Below are 18158 nucleotides of genomic sequence, written 5' to 3' on the forward strand. Positions count from 1 at the left end.
AAGCAAGGCCGCCCCTGTACTAGGGCCCGAGAGGGCTGCCAGATGGGGTCTGTCAGGGCCTGCGCGCCATGCGGGTGAAAATGAAAATGCCCGTCATCACCAGCACCGTCCCCGCTGCCACCCACGCTGTGAAGGGTTCCCCCAGAATCCACACGCCCATGAGGATGGTGGACAACGGGCCCACCATGCCCGTCTGCGCGGCCATGCCCGCGCCAATGCGCTCTATGGCCATCATCACCATCAGCACGGGCGCGGCCGTGCACAGGGTTGCGTTGAGCACCGACAACCAGATCACCTCCGGGGCTACCACCGCAGCACTCAACGGGCGCAGCACCACAAACTGCAGCAGACAGCACAGGCACGCCACCGTGGTCGCCAGCCCCACCAGTCGCAGCGAACCGAGGCGCTGCACCATCTCGCCGCTGTAGACCAGGTAGATGGCGTAACTGACTGCGCTCAGGAACACCAGCAACGTGCCCCAGGCAGCATTGGCGCCCTGCAGGTTGGCCTCGTGCCCGAAGACCAGCACCACGCCGCTGTAGCTCACCAGCATGCCGGCGGCCTGGGCCCAGCGGATGCCGCGCCCATACAGCGCCCAGCCCAGTAGCACGACCAGGGTGGGGTTGAGGTACAGGATCAGCCGCTCCAGGCTGGCACTGATGTAGGCCAGCCCGGCAAAGTCAAGAAAACTTGCCAGGTAGTAGCCCGTGACCCCGAGGCCCAGCACGCCCAGCCAGTCCTTGCGGGTAAGCGGTGGCTTGCCCCGACTCGCCCACCACGCCATCACGGCAAAGATGGGCAGTGCAAACAGCATGCGGTACATGATGAGCGTGACCGCATCCACCCCATGGCGGTAGGCCAGCTTGACGATGATGGCCTTGCCGCTGAACGCGATGGAACCCAGGAATGCCAGCACCAGGCCGGTCGCAATGCTCTTCTTTTCAGTGGTCACGGATATGCAGGGGTGCGAATCGCCCGTTGGATGGTCTGCCGACCAAAAGGCGTCAGAAAGTGGCGCCCAGTGTGACACGATGCGGCGGCAGCAGGCCATCGAACCTCTGTGCGGGCGCCCCCTTGATCAGCGATGGCGCACGGGTTCAACGAGTTCCCGCGCAGTCCGGCCGATCACCACCTGCGCCCTCAGCGGTGTTTGTCGAACACCCGCTGGTGCAGGCGCCGCAGTGACCACCACACCCCGGCCGCCACCACCGGAATCGCCAGGGCTGCCGTGGTCTCCGGCGACAACGGCCACCCCAGCTTTTGCGCGCCCTTCGCCAGATAGCTGACGAGCCCGACGATGTAATAGGTAATGGCCGCCACAGACAGCCCCTCCACCGTGGACTGCATCTGCAACTGCAAATCCTGCCGGTGGTTCATGGTGGTCAGCAGCGCCTGGCTGCTTTGCTGCTGCTCGATCTCTACCCGGGTGCGCAGCAGGTTGCTCATGCGCGATACCCGCTGCGACAGCGCATCCTGCCGCCGGGTCGCCCACTCGCAGGTGCTGCGCGCAGGGGTCAGACGCCGGTCCATGAACTCCCGGATTGTCTGCATGCCCGCGAGGCGCGACTCGGCAATATCCTGGATGCGGCGGTCCAGCAATTCAAAGTAGGCGCTGCTGGCCGAGAAACGCGAATGTGTGGCTGCGTATTGGCTCTCCACCTGCCCGGCCAGGCGCGTCAGCCGGTCCAGCAAAGCTGGCTCGTCGTCGCGGTTGGCTGTGCGGATGGCTTCAGCCAGCGCCGCCAGTTCACGCTCGGCAAAGGCCAGCACGCTGGCTGCCTCGCGGGCGGCCGGCAGGCCCAGCAAAGCGGCCATGCGGTAGGTCTCTATCTCCAGCAGGCGCTGCACCAAGCGCCCCAGGCGCCTGGGTGTCATACCACCCGCTAGCAACACCATGCGCGAGAAACCGTCGGCATGGATCGCGAAGTCGGTGTACACCTCGCCATGGCCATCGGCCACGGTGGACGCCACCAGCGTGTCCTCATGCAGCACATGCTTGACCAGCGAGCCCGAGCCAAACGTATGGGTGGGCAGCACCCAGAGGTTCAGACTGCACAGGCACTGGCCCGGCAACGCGGCCAGCCAGTCGCGGGGCACGGAGTTCACCGCACTGACCGGCTCCCGCTCTCCAAAAGCCTCGACCGGCGCCGGGACCATGAAGGTCCAGGTGACAAACTCGGTGTGCAGCTCCCACCGCAGGCGAAAAGCGCCCAGATCCATGCGCAGGTGGGTGGTCTGTGCATCAGGCAGCGCCATGTGATGGTCCCGCAGCAGCGCGGCCACATGGGCACGACTGGCCTCGCGCCCGGCAGCATCGGCCAGCATGACGATGTGTGCGATGGCCAGCGGCGCATTCATCGCCTCGGGCGGGCGGGCGTGGATTTCGTTGTGCAGCATCGCCCGATGGGGATGCTGCGTGGGATGAAAGGGTGTGGACATGCGGACCTCTGCCCGCAATTGTGTACCGCCGACAGCCGTGCCATGTGGACGCCACTGCCCAAAAAACAACGGCACCCGAAGGTGCCGTTGGTCAGGGTGAGAAAGTCCGCAGAGAAGGATCAGTCTTCCACGAAGGCTTCTTCGCGCTTGTTCTTCACGGCTGGCAGCAGCACGATGATGAGCAACAAAGCCGCAGCAGCCAGCAGACCAGCCGACAGCGGACGAGTGACAAACACGCTCCAGTCGCCACGCGACAGCAGCAGCGCACGGCGCAGGTTCTCTTCCATCATCGGGCCGAGGATGAAGCCCAGCAGCAATGGTGCAGGCTCGGTGCCCAGCTTGTGGAAGATATAGCCCACCAGACCGAAGCCACCCACCATCCAGATATCCCAGGTGTTGTTGTTGGTGGAATACACACCCACCGCGCAGAACAGCACGATGGACGGGTACAGCCAGCGGTAAGGCACGGTGAGCAGCTTGATCCAGATACCGATCAGCGGCAGGTTCAGGATCACCAGCATCGCATTGCCGATCCACATCGAGGCGATCAGGCCCCAGAACAGTTCGGGGTTGCTCGTCATCACCTGGGGACCAGGCTGGATGTTGTGGATGGTCATGGCACCCACCATCAGCGCCATCACGGCGTTGGGAGGAATACCCAGCGTCAGCAGCGGGATGAACGAAGTCTGCGAACCGGCATTGTTGGCCGACTCAGGGGCCGCTACGCCGCGGATATTGCCCTGACCAAAAGGCACCTCACCAGGGTGCAGTTTCGTTTTCTTCTCGATGGTGTAAGCAGCGAAGGCAGAGAGCAACGCACCGCCGCCAGGCAAGATACCCAGGGCTGAGCCCAATGCAGTACCACGCAGCACTGCAGGAAACATGCGCTTGAAATCTTCCTTGGTCGGGAACAGGCCCTGCACCTCGGCTGTAAACACTTCACGGTCTTCATCAGGACGCGACAGGTTGGCGATGATTTCACCGTAACCGAACACGCCCATGGCGATGGTCACGAAGCCGATGCCGTCGGTCAGCTCAGGGATATCGAAGCTGAAACGGGCCACACCCGAGTTCACGTCGGTACCCACCAAGCCCATCAGCAGGCCCAGCACGATCATGGCCACCGCCTTGAGCAGCGAACCCGAGGCCAGCACCACGGCACCGATCAGACCCAGCACCATCAGCGAGAAGTATTCGGCAGGACCGAACTTGAACGCGACTTCCGTCAACGGAGGCGCAAAGGCCGCCAGGATCAGCGTACCCACGCAACCTGCGAAGAACGAGCCCAAACCTGCAGCCGCCAGCGCGGGCCCCGCCCGGCCCTTGCGCGCCATCTGGTAGCCGTCGATCACGGTCACCACCGACGAAGACTCACCGGGCAGGTTCACCAGGATGGCCGTGGTCGAACCACCGTACTGGGCGCCGTAGTAGATACCGGCCAGCATGATCAGCGCAGCCACGGGGGGCAGCGCATAGGTGGCGGGCAGCAGCATGGCGATGGTCGCCACAGGGCCAATGCCTGGCAGCACGCCGATCAGCGTACCGAGCAAACAGCCGACAAAACAGTAAATCAGGTTCTGGAAGGTGAACGCAACACCAAAACCCAACGACAAGTTGTTAATCAAATCCATGGTCGGTGCTCCTGCTTAACCTGCGATGAAACTCGGCCACACAGGAAACTGCAGCTTGAGCGCCCACACAAAAGCCACATAGCTGCCAATGGCGAGCACGGTGGCCAGAACAAACACACCCTTGGCATTGAACTCATTGCCAGCCAAGCTAGAGATGAAGGTCAGTGCATAGATGCCCACGATGAGACCCATGGCCGGGATGCCCAGGCTGGGCAAGCCGCCCAGCAGAATGCCGAAGGCAAAGTTGGCTGCCAGGATGAAGAACAGCGGCTTCCAGGCCCATTTGCCGATCTTGTCGCCATCGGCGGTTTCCACAGTCATCGCCTTGAAAGTGATCACCAGACCAATGATGGCCAGCAAAATGCCCAGCAGCAACGGAAAGTAGCCAGGGCCCATGCGTGCACCGGTCCCTACGTTGTAGGTGGTCGCACCCCACGCAAATGCGGTCCCGACGCCCATGAACATGAGCCCGGACGCAAAGTCTTTATTACTCTTGATTTTCACGAATTGTCTCCTTGACGGAATTCTCGACTGCGCGATTGTGCTGGCAAGGAGGGGGCGGCGCGATGTGGATTCCACCTACATCCGGTAACGCCTTGCAGGCCTGCACCGCAGGGCGTGTCGCCCTGGAGACTGTCTCGAAAACCACTCGGGAGGACGGCAGGGTGACCGCAGAGGAATGCCCGCCCCTCCCCTTCGCTCACTCCAAGGGCGGTGTGGCGGCAATCACCTCCTCCATCGTGGTCAGCCCCTCGGCCACGCGCAGCGCGCCCGCCAAGCGTAGGGGACGCATGCCGTCCTGCACAGCCTGCCGACGCAACACATCAATGGAAGGCGCCTGGGTGATCTTGTCCTTGAGCGCCTCGCTGACGGTGAGCAATTCATACAGCCCCATGCGGCCTCGGAAACCGCCCATGCGGCAATCCACGCAGCCGACCGGCTTGTACGGGTGGTAGCTGCCGCTGATCTTCCAGGGCTTGACCACCTCGGTCAGCGCTTCGCGGCTCGCGGACTCGTCCTTCTGCTTGCACTGCTTGCACAGCGTGCGCACCAGCCGCTGTGCCAGCACACCCAGCAGGGTGGCGTTGATGAGGTACGACGGCACCCCCAACTCCATCATGCGGGTGATGGCGCTGGGCGCATCGTTGGTGTGCAAGGTGGAGAACACCAAGTGGCCGGTCAGCGCGGCCTGGATGGCCATCTCGGCGGTCTCCAGGTCACGGATTTCGCCCACCATGATGATGTCGGGGTCCTGCCGCATGAGGGCGCGCAGGCCTTCGGCAAAATTGAAGTCGAGCTGCGGCTGCACCTGGGTCTGGTTGAAGCTGGGCTCGATCATTTCGATCGGGTCTTCCACCGTGCTCACGTTGACCTCTTCGGTCGCCACGCGCTTGAGGGTGGAGTACAGCGTGGTGGTCTTGCCCGAGCCTGTGGGTCCCGTCACCAGGATGATGCCGTGCGGGCGCTTGACTAGCGCCTCCCAGCGCTGCGCATCGTGCTGCGCAAAGCCCAGGGCATCCAGGTCCTTGACCGCGTTGTCGGGGTCAAAAATGCGCATGACCATCTTTTCGCCAAACGCCGTGGGCAGGGTGGACAAGCGCATTTCCACCTCTTCGCCCCGCTGGTTGCGCGTCTTGATGCGACCGTCCTGGGGGCGGCGCTTTTCCACCACATCGATGCGGCCCAGCAGCTTGATGCGCGCCACCATGGCGTTGTGCACACCCATGGGCATCTGGTAAACCGGGTGCAGCACACCGTCGATGCGGAAACGGATCACGCCCTGGTCGCGGCGCGGCTCCAAGTGGATGTCGCTGGCACGCTGGTCAAAGGCGTACTGCCAGAGCCAGTCCACTACCTTGACCACGCCCTGGTCGTTGGCGTCGAGCTGCTTGTTGCTCTTGCCCAGCTCCACCAGCTGCTCAAAGCTGTTGCCACCCGAACTGCCGCCAGCCTTCTGCGCCGCGCGCACCGACTTGGCAAGCGCAAAAAATTCGGCCGTGAAGCGGTGAATGTCCTGCGGATTGGCCACCACCCGGCGCACAGATCTGCGGGACTGGCGCTCCACCTCGGCCACCCAGTCGTCGATGAAGGGCTCGGCCGTGGCCACCACCACTTCTTTGCTGGTCACCTGCACAGGCAGCACCTTGTGGCGCTCCGCATAGGTGGCGCTCATGGTGTCGGCCACACGCCCCACATCCACCTTGAGCGGGTCGATGCGCATATAGGCCAGACCCGCCCGCCGGGCCAGGTACTCAGTCAGCGCCTCGATGTCGAGTGGCTTGCCATCGCTCGCCCGCTCCATGGCCACGTTGGCCAGACGCACCAGGGCGTGCTGAGAACTCTCGGCCTGCGAACAGCGGCCCACGGTGCGCTGCGCTTCCTCGTGCGAGATCACCTTGTCATCACTGAGCCACTGCACCACACGGCGCCAATCCACAGGCCCAATGTGCGAAGCCGATTTCAGCCGTTCCGGCGTCACGACGGGAGCATTCATTGCAAGAATCCTTTCAGGGCTTTACGGGTTTGAACACCCGCAGCCATTTGGAAGTGGGCAGGTCCCAGCGCGCCTGGATGGCCTCGGCCTTTTCGGCCAGCTCCGCGCGCTTGGGCCGCGTGGGGGTGCGCTGCGCCAGCACCACCGTATTGCCTTCGCGTGTGGGCTTGAACGCCCACAGCGCGTCTTCGCCAAACGCCTGCGCCATGCTCTGCAGGCTGCGGTCAAAGCTCGACGCGCGGCCGAACAGGTTCACGGTCATGCAGCCTGTTTCCGTGAGCAGCGCGCGGCAATCGGCATAAAAGTCGGGGCTGTCGAGCACGGGCGCGGCGGCCTCGTGGTCGTACAGGTCCACGGCCAGCGCATCGACCGTGCCCAACCACATGGAGTTCTGGATCTCCTTGGACGCGTCGGCCAGCACCATGCGCAGCTTGGGGCCGTCGGGCGGCAGCTTGAACCACTGGCGGCACACGGCCAGCACCTGCGGGTTCAGCTCGATGGCGGTGGTGCAGATGCGCAGCTTCTTGTGGCAAAACTTGGTAATGGCACCCGCCCCCAGGCCCAGCTGCATGGCATGGCCCTTGGACACCTGCGCCAGGTCGGCAAACAGCAGCCAGGCCATCATGCGCTGCACGTATTCCAGCTCCAGGGCAAAGGGCTCGTCGATGCGCATGGAGCCCTGGATCCAGGGTGTGCCCAGGTGCAGGTGGCGCACTTCGCCATCGTCAGACACGCTGACTTCGGGCAGTTCTTGCAAGGTTTCTTTTTTACGGGCCATTCACAGCAATCCGTGCCGGGCCATCACATCGGCCCAAGCGGTCAATTTACGTTCAAAACTCCAGGAGGCGTTGGCCGGGCTGGTCGATGGCAGGCGCACGGCCTCGATGGGCCGCGCGCCTGACTCCCCCACATCATGCGGCAAGCGCGTCGGCTGCCCGGCAGCCCCCAGCGCGGCGAGCGCCGCCGGGGCGTGCCGGAAACTCTCCGCACCGTTGTGCGCCAGCGCGGCCAACTGAGGGCACACACCGCGCAACGCGGCAAAGTCGTTGAGCCGGGCGTTGCGGATGCTGGTGTCCAGGCTGCCCTCGCGCTCGCAGCTCTGGTACACGTCCCACAGGCCCAGGCCGCGGTCCAGCAGCCAGGCGCAGCGGTCCGCATAGCCGTTAGGTCCGGCCGGGGGCAACGGATGCTGGGGCCACAAGGCCTGCAGGATCTTCCAGAAGTGGTTCTGGGGGTGCGCGTAGTACTGGCGGGCCTGCAATGACGCAGCCCCCGGGAAACTGCCCAGCACCAGCACCACGGTGCGCGCACCTGCCACTGGCGGCAAGCCCAGCCAGCGCGTGGATGGGCCGACGGCGTCAGGAGCGGCGGCCACAGACGGATCGGCGGCAACAGGGGCTGGAGGCATGGGGCAATTTTGGCCCCAAAGGACGGTCAGCCCCGTCCGGCAGCACAAAAAAGATAGCTGTCGGCCCTTTGCCACAGGGCGTCCAACTCCCAAATTTCTCCCCAATCATCATTCTTGCCGATCCCTCATCCACCCTACGATGGCTGCGCGTCTGCCAGCAGACTCTCCAGCCGGGGCAACGCGGCCAACGCATTGGCCCGGGTGCTGCCAGCCAGCGCCGGCACAGACTCGCCGCGCAACTGGGCCACCACGGCCGCAATGCCGGGTAGCTCCCCCGGGCTGTTGCGGCCCTGGGGCTGCCCTGCTGCGCGCTCTGCGGCGGTGGTGTAAAGCCAGTGAGGGGGAATGTCGGGCGCATCGGTCTCCAGCACCAGCGCATCGCCGGGCAGCTCGGTGGCCAGGCGGCGCAGCTGCAGGGCGCGGTCATAGGTCACCGCACCGCCAAATCCCAGCTTGAAGCCCAGCGCAATGAACGCCTGCGCCTGCTGCAGGCTGCCATTGAAGGCATGCGCAATGCCACCGCGCACCGGCAAATTCCGCAGGCCCTTGAGCAGCTTGTCGGCAGAACGGCGCACATGCAGGATCACCGGCAGGTCAAACCGCCGGGCCAGCTGCAGCTGCGCGCGGTAAAACCGCTCCTGGCGCACCGGGTCGAGACCCGGCACAAAATAATCGAGGCCGATCTCGCCAATCGCCACCAGGCGCGGGTCAGCATGGTGCTGCTCCAAGTACCCGGCCAGATGCTGCAGGTCCTCCTCCTCGGCGCGCCCTGTATAGAGGGGATGAATGCCCAGCGCATAGCTGTCCCCATGCTGGTGCGCCAGAGCCCGCACGGTGTCCCAGTTGCTGCGCTCTACCGCCGGAATCACGCAGTGGCAAACACCATGCGCCGCCGCCTGGGCGCGGACCGCGCTGCGGTCGGCGTCGAACTCGGGGGCGTCGAGGTGGCAGTGGGTATCGATCCAGGCAGTCATGCGCCGATGATGCCCGATGCCGTCCGCAAAGGCTGCGATCGTTGAGAGCCTTGAGCCTGTGTAGCCCTGCATGTGCATTTGCCGGCAAACCGTGCTACTGTCATTTGCGTGCGCCAGGCCCTGGCGTGTACGAGCAAAGGTGACAGGATGCCCCGGCCCGCCCTCTACAGCAGCTCCCGCTCCGCCCGCAGCCGCACGCCTGCGGTAGTGGACGCCACCGAAGCCGTGGCCTCCGCAGCGCCGCCCGCAGATGATTCGCCAGCGACGAACGCCGCCACCGCTGCCTCCACGCCCCCGAATTCCCGCGCATTCAAACGCCAGCTGGTCGCCCTGTGGACCATCGTGGTGCTGTTGGCGGCCTTGCTGGTCGCCAGCGCCTGGCACAACACCCGCAGCCCAGCCCGCAAGATCACCCAGGACGATATCGACGCGGCCGTGCTGCGCACGCTGGAGACCACCACCCCACCCTCTGCCGCCGCGCGGGCTGTGGAGAGCATCGGCCCCTCGGTGGTGCGCGTGGTGGGCTACGGGCGCAGCAAGAACGGCAAGGAAGAGGTCGAGCGCGGCATTGGCACGGGCGTGGTCATTGTGGACAAGGGCGTCATCCTGACCAATCTGCATGTGGTGGCGGGCTCAGACCGCATCGGCATCACCTTCCACGACGGGCTGGAGACCACGGCCAGCATCACCGGCGTGCAACCCGAAAACGACCTGGCCGTGCTGCAGGCCCACAAGGTGCCCGACGACCTGGAGGCCGCCACCCTGCGGTCCACCCAGAACCTGCGCCCGGGCGACCATGTGGTGGCCGTGGGCTTTCCTTTTGGCATCGGCCCCTCGGCCTCGGCGGGGGTGGTGTCCGGCCTGCAGCGCGAATTCACGTCGCCCGAGGGCAAGCGCCAGCTCAGCAACCTGATCCAGTTCGACGCCGCCGCCAACCCGGGCAACTCGGGCGGCCCGCTGGTGACGCTGGACGGCGAGGTGGTGGGCATCGTCACCGCCATCCTCAACCCCACGCAGGCGCGCACCTTTATCGGCATCGGCTTTGCAGTGCCCATCGAGAACGCAGCGTCTGCCGTCGGCATGCCGCCGTTCTGACCGCACACCGCCCCACCATCACCACCGTCCCACCCATCATCGCAAGGAGCCCCATGTCGTCCAGCACATCGCCCAATGCATCGAACGCTGCCACCGCCACGCTGATGGAACAGGTGCTCTACGAGGTCAAACGCGTGGTGGTCGGGCAAGACCGCTTTCTGGAGCGCGTCATGGTCGCCATGCTGGCCCAGGGCCACCTGCTGGTCGAAGGCGTGCCGGGCCTGGCCAAGACGCTGACGGTGAAGACGCTGGCCAGCACCATCCAGGGCAGCTTCAAGCGCATCCAGTTCACGCCCGACCTGGTGCCCGCCGACCTGGTGGGCACGCGCATGTACAACCAGAAAACCGGCGAGTTCAGCACCACGCTGGGGCCGGTGTTCACCCACCTGCTGCTGGCCGACGAAATCAACCGTGCGCCCGCCAAGGTGCAGAGCGCGCTGCTGGAGGTGATGCAGGAGCGCCAGGTGACCATTGCGGGCGAGACGCACAAGGTGCCCGAGCCCTTCCTGGTGATGGCCACGCAGAACCCTATCGAGACCGAAGGCACCTACGCGCTGCCCGAGGCGCAGGTGGACCGCTTCATGATGAAGGTGCTGCTGGGCTACCCCACCGAGGAAGAAGAGTTCGTCATCGCCCAGCGCGCGCTCGATGTGCCCGTGCAGGTGCTGCCCGTGGCCACCACGGCGCAGCTGGCGGCGCTGCAGGCCGAATGCCGCACGGTGTATGTGGACCCGTCGATGCTGCAGTACGCCGTGAAGCTGGTGGCCGCCACGCGCGAGCCCGCGCGGCATGGTCTGAAAGACCTGGCCGGCTACATCAGCTGCGGGGCCAGCCCGCGCGCCACCATTGCGCTGGCCGAGGGCGCGCAGGCCTTGGCCATGCTGCGCGGGCGCAACTATGTGCTGCCCGAAGACATGACCGACCTGGCAGCCGACGTGCTGCGCCATCGTGTGACGTTGTCGTACGAGGCGCTGTCCGAGGGGCTGGATGCCGACGCGCTCATACAGCGCATCATGGCCAAGATCCCGGCACCGGCGCGCCCCTTGCACCACGAACAAAAGGCCGCTTGAGTCCGCCCGCCATGACCAGCAAGCCACATGAAGCCTCCGCCACGGTGCACACCCTGCCCACGCTGCCCGGGCAGGCCGACCGGCTGCTGCGCGAGCTGGAGTGGAAGGTGATCCGCCGGCTGGACGGCCTGCTGCAGGGCGACTACCGCACACTGATGCGTGGCAGTGGCCTGGACCTGACCGACTTGCGCGAATACCAGCCCCACGACGACGTGCGCCACATCGACTGGAACGTGACCGCGCGGCTGAACACGCCCCATGTGCGCGTGTTCACCGAAGACCGCGAAATGTCGGCCTGGTTTCTGCTGGACCTGAGCCCGTCCATCAGCTTCGGCCCCACCGGCCATGCCAAGCGCGACATCCTGACCGGCTTTGTGGCCGTGCTTTCGCGCCTGCTCACCCGACACGGCAATCGTGTGGGCGCCGTGCTGTACGGCGGCGCCAGCCCGCAGGCGGCGCGCGCGGTGGACGCCGTGCTGCCCCCGCGCAGCAGCCGTGCCCATGTGCTGCACCTGGTGCACAAGCTGCTGCCCTCCAAAACCCCGGTGCCTCTGCCCAAGACGGGTGGCGGCGCCACCGAGCTGCACCGGCTGCTGCAGACCGGACTGGCCACGCTCAAGCGCCGGTCCACCGTGTTTGTAGTGTCTGACTTCATCAGCGCGCCTGGGTGGGAAAAGCCCCTGGCCCAGCTGGCCCAGCGGCATGACGTGGTGGCCGTGCGCCTGCTCGACCCGCTGGAGCTGGAACTGCCCGACGTGGGCCTGGTCACGCTGCGCGATGCCGAAAGCGGCGAGCAACTGCAGGTGGACACGCACGACGCGGGCTTTCGCCGCCGCTTTGCCCAGCTGGCCGCCGACCGCGAGGCCGCGCTGCGTGAAGGCCTGACGCGCGCAGGTGCCGACACGCTGGAGCTGTGCACCGACGACGACCTGGTCGACGCCCTGCTGCGCTTCATGGACCTGCGCCAGCGCCGGGTGCGGGCGCACAGCCACCCTCTCGTCCCCGCATCGGCATCCGCAGGCCCTGCTGCACAGGCGGCTGCCGCCTGACCGATCGATGGATTGATTAGTTAGTCACCCGCCGCACACGCTGTACACGCCACCAAGGACACACACCATGGTTTTTCTCTGGCCCACCCTGCTCTGGCTGCTGCTGGCTGTGCCCCTCTTGGTACTGCTGTACTGGTGGCTGCTGCACCGGCGCAAGAAAACAGCGCTGACCTACTCCAGCCTGTCCCTGGTGCGCGAGGCCATGGGCCCGGGCCAGCACCTGCGCCGCCACATCCCGCCCGCGCTGTTCCTGCTGGCCCTGGTGGCCCTGCTGCTGGCCGCTGCGCGCCCGCTGGCCGTCATCACCCTGCCCTCGCAGGACCAGACCATCATGCTGGCCATGGACGTGTCGGGCAGCATGCGCGCTGCCGACGTGGAGCCCGACCGCATCACCGCCGCCCAGAACGCCGCCAAGGCCTTTATCGCCGACCTGCCGCGGCATGTGCGCGTGGGCATCGTGGCCTTTGCGGGCAGCGCCCAGCTGGCCCAGCTGCCCACCCAGAGCCGTGAAGACCTGGTGAAAGCCATCGACAGCTTCCAGCTGCAGCGCGGCACGGCCACGGGCAACGGCATCATGCTGTCGCTGGCCACGATCTTCCCCGACGCGGGCATCGACATCGCCGCGCTGGGCGGCCGCCAGGCCATGCGCCCCAGGCCCATCGAAGAATTGGGCAAGCAACAGGACCCCGCCAAGACCTTCACGCCCGTGGCCCCGGGCTCGTACAACTCGGCCGCCATCATCATGCTGACCGACGGCCAGCGCACCACAGGCGTGGACCCGCTGGAAGCCGCCAAGTGGGCGGCCGACCGGGGGGTGCGTGTGTACACGGTGGGGGTGGGCACGGTGCAGGGCGAGACCATTGGCTTTGAGGGCTGGTCGATGCGGGTGCGGCTGGATGAGGAAACGCTGAAGGCGGTGGCTGCGCGGACCAATGCCGAGTACTTTCATGCGGCGACAGCAGCAGACCTGAAGAAGGTGTATGAGACGCTGAGTTCGCGGCTGACGGTGGAGAAGAAGGAGACGGAGATTTCTTCTTTGCTGGCGTTGTTGGGGGCGGTGCTGGCGTTGGTGGCGGCGGGGTTGTCGGTGTGGTGGTATGGGCGGGTGATGTGATTTTTTGGTGATTTTGGCTGGATGCGCTAGTGGGATATGCGCTGGTAGCTATGCTTTTTGAAGCACTCTCCCCCCGTGCAAAGGGCTGTGTGCCTAGTTGACGGCATGCCTAGGTTTAGGGCGGAGGCCGGGAGTCGCCCGGCATGCGAGTCCCTTTCTTTCGCGTCGCCGAAAGAAAGGATCCGAAGAAAGGGCGACCCCGCTGTCTGCGTCCCCGCCGCTACGCGCCGGGGCAACCTGCGGTGCTCGGGTTTGGCGGGGTCTCGCTCAACTCGCGCCGCTGCGCGTCGCTCAGACACACGCGAGCCCTGATCCGCCAAACCCTGCGCTCCTCGGCACATCCAGAGGGGCAAGGGAGCAGAACATCCACACAGGCCATCGCTGCGCTCGGCCCCAACTCGCGGGCGCAAGCGCCACGCGCTGCGCAAACTGGGCCGAGCGCAGCGATGGCCCAAATGGATGTTGGCTGTTCGGTTGTTTGGATGTTCGGCTGCCCCACCCCTGCTGGCTGCGCCTGCGGCGGGGCGATTATGGGGTGGCACGCGCGTCGCAGCGCGCGTGCTTCGTGAACTGACTCGCCGTGGATGTCTGAATGAAGCTGCTACGCAGCGCAGTGAGTTCCACGGCGCACCCCGCAACCGACACGACGCAGGTTTGCCCCTTCGCACCGCGAAGGGGTCGCAGACTGGGGGTCGCCTTTCTTTTGGGTACTTTTCTTTGGCGAAGCAAAGAAAAGTACCTCGCCCACCGGGGCGACTCCCGGCCTCCGCCCTCCATCAAGGCATACCGTTAACCAGGCACACAGCCCTTGGCACGGAAGGAGAGCGCTTCAAAAAGCATAGCTATCAGCGCATATCCCACTAGCGCATCCAGCCAAAATCACCCCAAAACCCCAGACACCAACCGCATCACCCGGTCACACCGCGCCGCCAGCGACTCATCGTGCGTCACCATCACAAACGCCGTCCCCTGATCCCGCGCCAACTGCAGCATCAAATCAAACACCCCGTCAGCCGTACTCCGGTCCAGATTGCCCGTAGGCTCATCCGCCAGCACGCAAGCGGGCCGCGTCACCAACGCCCGCGCAATGGCCACCCGCTGGCGCTCACCGCCCGACAGCTCGGCCGGCCGGTGCATCAGCCGCTCCTTCAAGCCGACCGACGCCAGCACCCGCTCCGCCTCCGCATGGCACTGCGCCAACGGCAGACGGCGAATGCGCAGCGGCATCGCCACGTTGTCCAGCGCACTGAACTCCGGCAGCAGGTGGTGAAACTGGTAGATGAACCCCAGATGCTGGTTGCGCAACTGCCCCTGGCGCTCTGCCGACAGCGACGACATTTCCTCGCCCTTCAGGCGCACGGTGCCCGCCGTGGGTGCGTCCAGCCCGCCCAGCAGGTGCAGCAAGGTGCTCTTGCCCGAGCCCGAGGCACCCACAATCGCCAGCGTTTCGCCCGCATGGATCTGCAGGTCCACGCCCTTGAGCACGGTCACGTCCAGGCGGCCTTCGGTAAAGCGTTTGGTCAGGCCCTTGGCTTCCAGCACCACGGTGTTGTTTACAGCATTCATCTCAGTGATCCATGGCATGAAACTGGCGCTCGCCAGGTCGGGGCAGCCGCGCAAGGGCCGCCCCGCCGCGCTGGCTGCGTCCCTCTGCCCGCATTGCGCAGCAATGCGAGAGCGGGGGGAAGACGCGGAGCGTCTCAGGGGGGTGTTTCTCATCATTCATAACGCAGCGCCTCGGCAGGGTTCACACGGCTGGCGCGCCAGCTGGGGTACAGGGTGGCCACAAAGGCCAGCACCAGCGAGATGACCGCAATGGGCACGATGTCGCTGCTCTGCGGCTCGCTGGGCATCTTGCTGATGAGGTAGATGTCCTTGGGCAAAAAGCTCGCGTTCAGTGCGCGCTCGATGGCCGGCACGATCACGTCGATGTTGAAGGCGATGCCCAGGCCCAGCAGCAGGCCCACCAGCGTGCCAATCACACCCACCATCGCGCCCTGCACCACGAAGATGCCCATGATGCTCTTGGGGCTGGCGCCCAGCGTGCGCAGGATGGCGATGTCAGCGCGCTTGTCGGTCACCGTCATCACCAGCGTGGAGACCAGGTTGAACGCCGCCACGGCCACGATGAGCGTGAGGATGATGAACATCATGCGCTTTTCGAGCTGCACCGCGGCGAACCAGGTACGGTTCTGCTGCGTCCAGTCGCGGATCAGTAGCTGGCCGCTCAGAGACTGCGCCAGTTGCTGCGCCACCTCGCGGGCCAGGTGCAGGTCCTTGAGCTTGAGGCGTACACCCGTGGGGCCTTCCAAGCGGAAGATGCGCTGCGCGTCCTCATGGTGCAGCAGCACCAGGGCCGAGTCGTATTCGTAGTGGCCCGAGTCAAACGTGCCCGCCACCGTCATCTGCTTGAGGCGCGGCACCACGCCTGCGGGCGTCACCTGGCCGGCGGGCGCTATCAGCGTCACCGGGTCGCCCACCCGCACGCCCAGGGCACGGGCCAGCTCGCCCCCCAGCACCACGCGGAACTCGCCGGGCACCAGAAGGTTCAGCGTCTTCTCGTTGGTGGCGGCCAGGTCGGTCACCGCGCCTTCGAGCGCTGGGTCGATGCCGCGCACCAATGCGCCTTTCATATCCTCACCGCGCGCCAGCAGGGCCTGGGCCGCCACAAAAGGCGCGGCACCGATCACGTTCGGGTTCTTCTTGGCCTCGGCCAGGGTGAGCGCCGGGTCGGGCAGTGCGGCCCCCAGGGGCGCAAAGATCTCGATGTGCGAGACCACGCTCAGCATGCGGTCGCGCACGTCTTTCTGAAAGCCGTTCATCACCGACAGCACGATGATCAGCGCCGCCACCCCCAGCGCGATGCCCAGCATGGACACGCCCGAGATGAACGAGATGAAGCCATTGCGCCGCGTGGCGCGGCCCGCGCGGGTGTAGCGCCAGCCCAGGGCCAGTTCGTAGGGGATTTTCATTAGTTATCGAGACTCCGTGAAACTGGGTTTTTCGCATTCATCATGCAGGTGGCGCATCCACCTTATCCATGCCTTCGGCATTGACCTGTGTCGGGAAGACCTCTGCCAATCGATCAAGTTTTTCCTTGACCTCGGCAGGAATTGCTGCCGGAGGCACGAGTGTGATTAGCCGATGCAGTTCGCCTTTTCGCAAAAGCAGCCCTCCGCCTAATCGGGCTGCCAACTCACGAAAAAACTCCTCAGCGAATGCACTCAATTTACGTCGCTCGGTTTTGGCCTCCCAAAGCACTCTTGATGCCTCGGAACCAGCTTGTCGCCACACATCGAAATCAGCTTGCACGCCATCGAAGACCTGCTTCAACACCAAGGCATCTAGCACTTCGTCAATCGCGGTCAGTGCCTGCTGAGCAAAAAGGTCATCTGCTGGATATTGGCTCGCGGCATACCGTCGAAGCAAGTCGGGAGTAATGAAGTAGTTTTCAGCCTCGTACCGCTTCCAATAAACGATCTTTAGAGGCCCATCAAGTACGTTCTGCTTTTCTCGACCATCGTTGTCCAAGATTGCAAGTCCTCGCAGTTCAGGCAAAAGATTTCGCAATCCATTGAAGTGCTGCTGGGGCGTCACACCAAATCCACCCTCCACCCGCTCCAACTCGGCTTCGAGGTTTCTATCCGGGTAATTGTTTTGCACGTAGAAGGAATTAATCCGTTCATCCCACTGACGAGCAACGGGGTGGTCCAACCGCTCTGCGAGAGCGCGCAACATATCCACGTCGGTGCCGCCTTCAACGTACAGCACATATCCGCGCTCGCGCGCCTTCACGTAGTGCTCGGCGCCGAAATGCTTGAGACTGTTGCGAATGTCCTGTTTTCGCGCCAGATCATCAGCCCGTCCATCCAAAAGTAGAGTCAGATTGATGTCCAGCGCCTCGTCCAGAATGACCTCAGAGTGCGTAACCACCACCACCTGCGATCCATTCTCGCTAGCAATATCACGGAGCAGTACGTACACCTGCTTCTGCCGCAAAATTTCCAAATGCGCATCAGGCTCGTCCACCAACAGTACGCTGCCCTTGTGCGAGTACAGATACGCAAAGATCAGGAGCATCTGCTGGAAGCCTCGCCCTGCTGAGGACACATCCAACGCCTCTTTCACTCCTGGCTGGCGGTACTGCAACTCCACGCTTCCTCGCGTGGTTTCTTGTGGATCAGACAGTGTGACGTTGAACAACCGCTGCATTAAGGAGGCGACTCGGTACCAGTCGTCCCTGGAAGATCGGTGCACTATCAAACACAGATTTCGCAGTACCTGCGCCGTCTGCCCCTGCCCAAGCAGAACGTCAATTCGTCCCGGCTGTAGTAAGGGCTCTTCAGTTTCCAGACCTGACATCGGGTACAGCAGTTCCACCCGAAGCGCGGCGGCGTGTTTCATCAAAGCAAGATCACCCGCCACCGCAGCATCCGGGTTGCAGTAGACCAGTTCATCGCCTTGGTTGCGAAAACGCATCGATAGCGCCACAACCTTGCCCTGGAACTCTACGCCCACCGTAATAACGAGTGAAATGTCTTTGCTGCCAGCACGAACCTGCGTGTTGTGCCAAAAAAATCTCGTCCGTTGCACTGGCACTGCCACGATATTCAGCCGATTGAGTGCTGTAGCAGTGCGCTCCTTGGCTGTGGAATCTTTACGTACGTCATACCACGTACGCACGGCTTGGGACCATAGTGCTAGAGCCTGAATGGCACTGGTCTTGCCACAGTTGTTGGGGCCGATCAGTACCGCTGGATGGTCTAACTCAATGCGCTGTCTGCCACCGAAGCGCTTGAAGTTCTCGATTTCGAGGTAGTGCAACAGCCGCATGTGGGTACTCGCCGTAGAGTGAATTCAGTAAACCAGCGATTGTGGCATCCC

The 18158-nt window shown here is 64.4% G+C and carries 15 protein-coding genes; 4 read left to right on the plus strand and 11 right to left on the minus strand.

Annotation, left to right across the window (positions count from 1 at the left end; all coding sequences use genetic code 11):
• Window positions 1-52: 52 nt before the first annotated feature.
• From DNK89_RS06985 to DNK89_RS07020, 8 genes are all read right to left on the minus strand, one after another.
• Complete coding sequence (locus DNK89_RS06985; protein WP_110959483.1) at window positions 53-952, minus strand: DMT family transporter; 900 nt, start codon at window positions 950-952, stop codon at window positions 53-55.
• A 188-nt stretch (window positions 953-1140) separates the two neighbouring features.
• Window positions 1141-2439 (minus strand): DUF3422 family protein, encoded by a 1299-nt coding sequence (locus tag DNK89_RS06990; protein WP_110959484.1) that lies wholly within the window; start codon window positions 2437-2439, stop codon window positions 1141-1143.
• Between the two features lie 119 nt (window positions 2440-2558).
• Window positions 2559-4070 (minus strand): tripartite tricarboxylate transporter permease, encoded by a 1512-nt coding sequence (locus DNK89_RS06995; RefSeq protein WP_015013057.1) that lies wholly within the window; start codon window positions 4068-4070, stop codon window positions 2559-2561.
• Between the two features lie 15 nt (window positions 4071-4085).
• Window positions 4086-4574, minus strand: a complete 489-nt coding sequence (locus DNK89_RS07000; protein WP_015013056.1) for a tripartite tricarboxylate transporter TctB family protein — start codon at window positions 4572-4574, stop codon at window positions 4086-4088.
• 196 nt (window positions 4575-4770) lie between these two features.
• Window positions 4771-6564, minus strand: a complete 1794-nt coding sequence (locus DNK89_RS07005) for a GspE/PulE family protein (protein ID WP_110959485.1) — start codon at window positions 6562-6564, stop codon at window positions 4771-4773.
• Between the two features lie 13 nt (window positions 6565-6577).
• On the minus strand, window positions 6578-7342 hold the full coding sequence (locus tag DNK89_RS07010) for a spermidine synthase (RefSeq protein WP_110959486.1): 765 nt from the start codon (window positions 7340-7342) through the stop codon (window positions 6578-6580).
• Window positions 7343-7972: a DNA-deoxyinosine glycosylase gene (locus DNK89_RS07015; protein WP_110959487.1), complete on the minus strand. Its 630-nt coding sequence runs from the start codon at window positions 7970-7972 to the stop codon at window positions 7343-7345. It abuts the gene before it with no gap.
• A gap of 134 nt (window positions 7973-8106) precedes the next feature.
• Window positions 8107-8946, minus strand: a complete 840-nt coding sequence (locus tag DNK89_RS07020; RefSeq protein WP_110959488.1) for a TatD family hydrolase — start codon at window positions 8944-8946, stop codon at window positions 8107-8109.
• 147 nt (window positions 8947-9093) lie between these two features.
• Here DNK89_RS07020 and DNK89_RS07025 point away from each other — a divergent pair, with 147 nt between their 5' ends.
• From DNK89_RS07025 to DNK89_RS07040, 4 genes are all read left to right on the plus strand, one after another.
• Complete coding sequence (locus DNK89_RS07025; protein ID WP_110959489.1) at window positions 9094-10041, plus strand: S1C family serine protease; 948 nt, start codon at window positions 9094-9096, stop codon at window positions 10039-10041.
• Between the two features lie 53 nt (window positions 10042-10094).
• A complete protein-coding gene (locus DNK89_RS07030) occupies window positions 10095-11111 on the plus strand; it encodes a MoxR family ATPase (protein ID WP_110959490.1) in 1017 nt (338 codons plus the stop codon).
• An 11-nt stretch (window positions 11112-11122) separates the two neighbouring features.
• Complete coding sequence (locus DNK89_RS07035; protein ID WP_110959491.1) at window positions 11123-12160, plus strand: DUF58 domain-containing protein; 1038 nt, start codon at window positions 11123-11125, stop codon at window positions 12158-12160.
• 67 nt (window positions 12161-12227) lie between these two features.
• Entirely contained in the window at window positions 12228-13274 is a 1047-nt protein-coding gene (locus DNK89_RS07040) for a VWA domain-containing protein (protein ID WP_060984567.1), read from the plus strand.
• 879 nt (window positions 13275-14153) lie between these two features.
• On the opposite strand, the gene lolD is transcribed toward DNK89_RS07040, so the two are convergent.
• The 3 genes from lolD to DNK89_RS07065 all read right to left on the minus strand — a co-directional run bounded on the left by lolD (window position 14154) and on the right by DNK89_RS07065 (window position 18107).
• Window positions 14154-14840, minus strand: coding sequence for a lipoprotein-releasing ABC transporter ATP-binding protein LolD (gene lolD, locus DNK89_RS07050; RefSeq protein WP_056646649.1), 687 nt, complete (start codon window positions 14838-14840; stop codon window positions 14154-14156).
• A gap of 152 nt (window positions 14841-14992) precedes the next feature.
• Window positions 14993-16246, minus strand: a complete 1254-nt coding sequence (locus tag DNK89_RS07060) for a lipoprotein-releasing ABC transporter permease subunit (RefSeq protein WP_110959493.1) — start codon at window positions 16244-16246, stop codon at window positions 14993-14995.
• 40 nt (window positions 16247-16286) lie between these two features.
• Complete coding sequence (locus DNK89_RS07065; protein ID WP_110959494.1) at window positions 16287-18107, minus strand: ATP-dependent endonuclease; 1821 nt, start codon at window positions 18105-18107, stop codon at window positions 16287-16289.
• Window positions 18108-18158: the final 51 nt, after the last annotated feature.

This window comes from Acidovorax sp. ST3, assembly GCF_003231145.1.
Taxonomy (GTDB): domain Bacteria; phylum Pseudomonadota; class Gammaproteobacteria; order Burkholderiales; family Burkholderiaceae_C; genus Acidovorax.

Excerpts from the sequence above, each read along its gene's own strand:
- DNK89_RS06995 (WP_015013057.1), bottom strand. The coding sequence starts at position 4,070 with ATGGATTTGATTAACAACTTGTCGTTGGGTTTTGGTGTTGCGTTCACC.
- DNK89_RS07025 (WP_110959489.1), top strand. The coding sequence starts at position 9,094 with ATGCCCCGGCCCGCCCTCTACAGCAGCTCCCGCTCCGCCCGCAGCCGC.
- DNK89_RS07040 (WP_060984567.1), top strand. The coding sequence starts at position 12,228 with ATGGTTTTTCTCTGGCCCACCCTGCTCTGGCTGCTGCTGGCTGTGCCC.
- DNK89_RS07065 (WP_110959494.1), bottom strand. The coding sequence starts at position 18,107 with ATGCGGCTGTTGCACTACCTCGAAATCGAGAACTTCAAGCGCTTCGGT.
- DNK89_RS07060 (WP_110959493.1), bottom strand. The coding sequence starts at position 16,246 with ATGAAAATCCCCTACGAACTGGCCCTGGGCTGGCGCTACACCCGCGCG.
- DNK89_RS07035 (WP_110959491.1), top strand. The coding sequence starts at position 11,123 with ATGACCAGCAAGCCACATGAAGCCTCCGCCACGGTGCACACCCTGCCC.
- DNK89_RS07015 (WP_110959487.1), bottom strand. The coding sequence starts at position 7,972 with ATGCCTCCAGCCCCTGTTGCCGCCGATCCGTCTGTGGCCGCCGCTCCT.
- DNK89_RS07010 (WP_110959486.1), bottom strand. The coding sequence starts at position 7,342 with ATGGCCCGTAAAAAAGAAACCTTGCAAGAACTGCCCGAAGTCAGCGTG.
- DNK89_RS07020 (WP_110959488.1), bottom strand. The coding sequence starts at position 8,946 with ATGACTGCCTGGATCGATACCCACTGCCACCTCGACGCCCCCGAGTTC.
- DNK89_RS07005 (WP_110959485.1), bottom strand. The coding sequence starts at position 6,564 with ATGAATGCTCCCGTCGTGACGCCGGAACGGCTGAAATCGGCTTCGCAC.
- DNK89_RS06990 (WP_110959484.1), bottom strand. The coding sequence starts at position 2,439 with ATGTCCACACCCTTTCATCCCACGCAGCATCCCCATCGGGCGATGCTG.
- DNK89_RS07030 (WP_110959490.1), top strand. The coding sequence starts at position 10,095 with ATGTCGTCCAGCACATCGCCCAATGCATCGAACGCTGCCACCGCCACG.
- lolD (WP_056646649.1), bottom strand. The coding sequence starts at position 14,840 with ATGAATGCTGTAAACAACACCGTGGTGCTGGAAGCCAAGGGCCTGACC.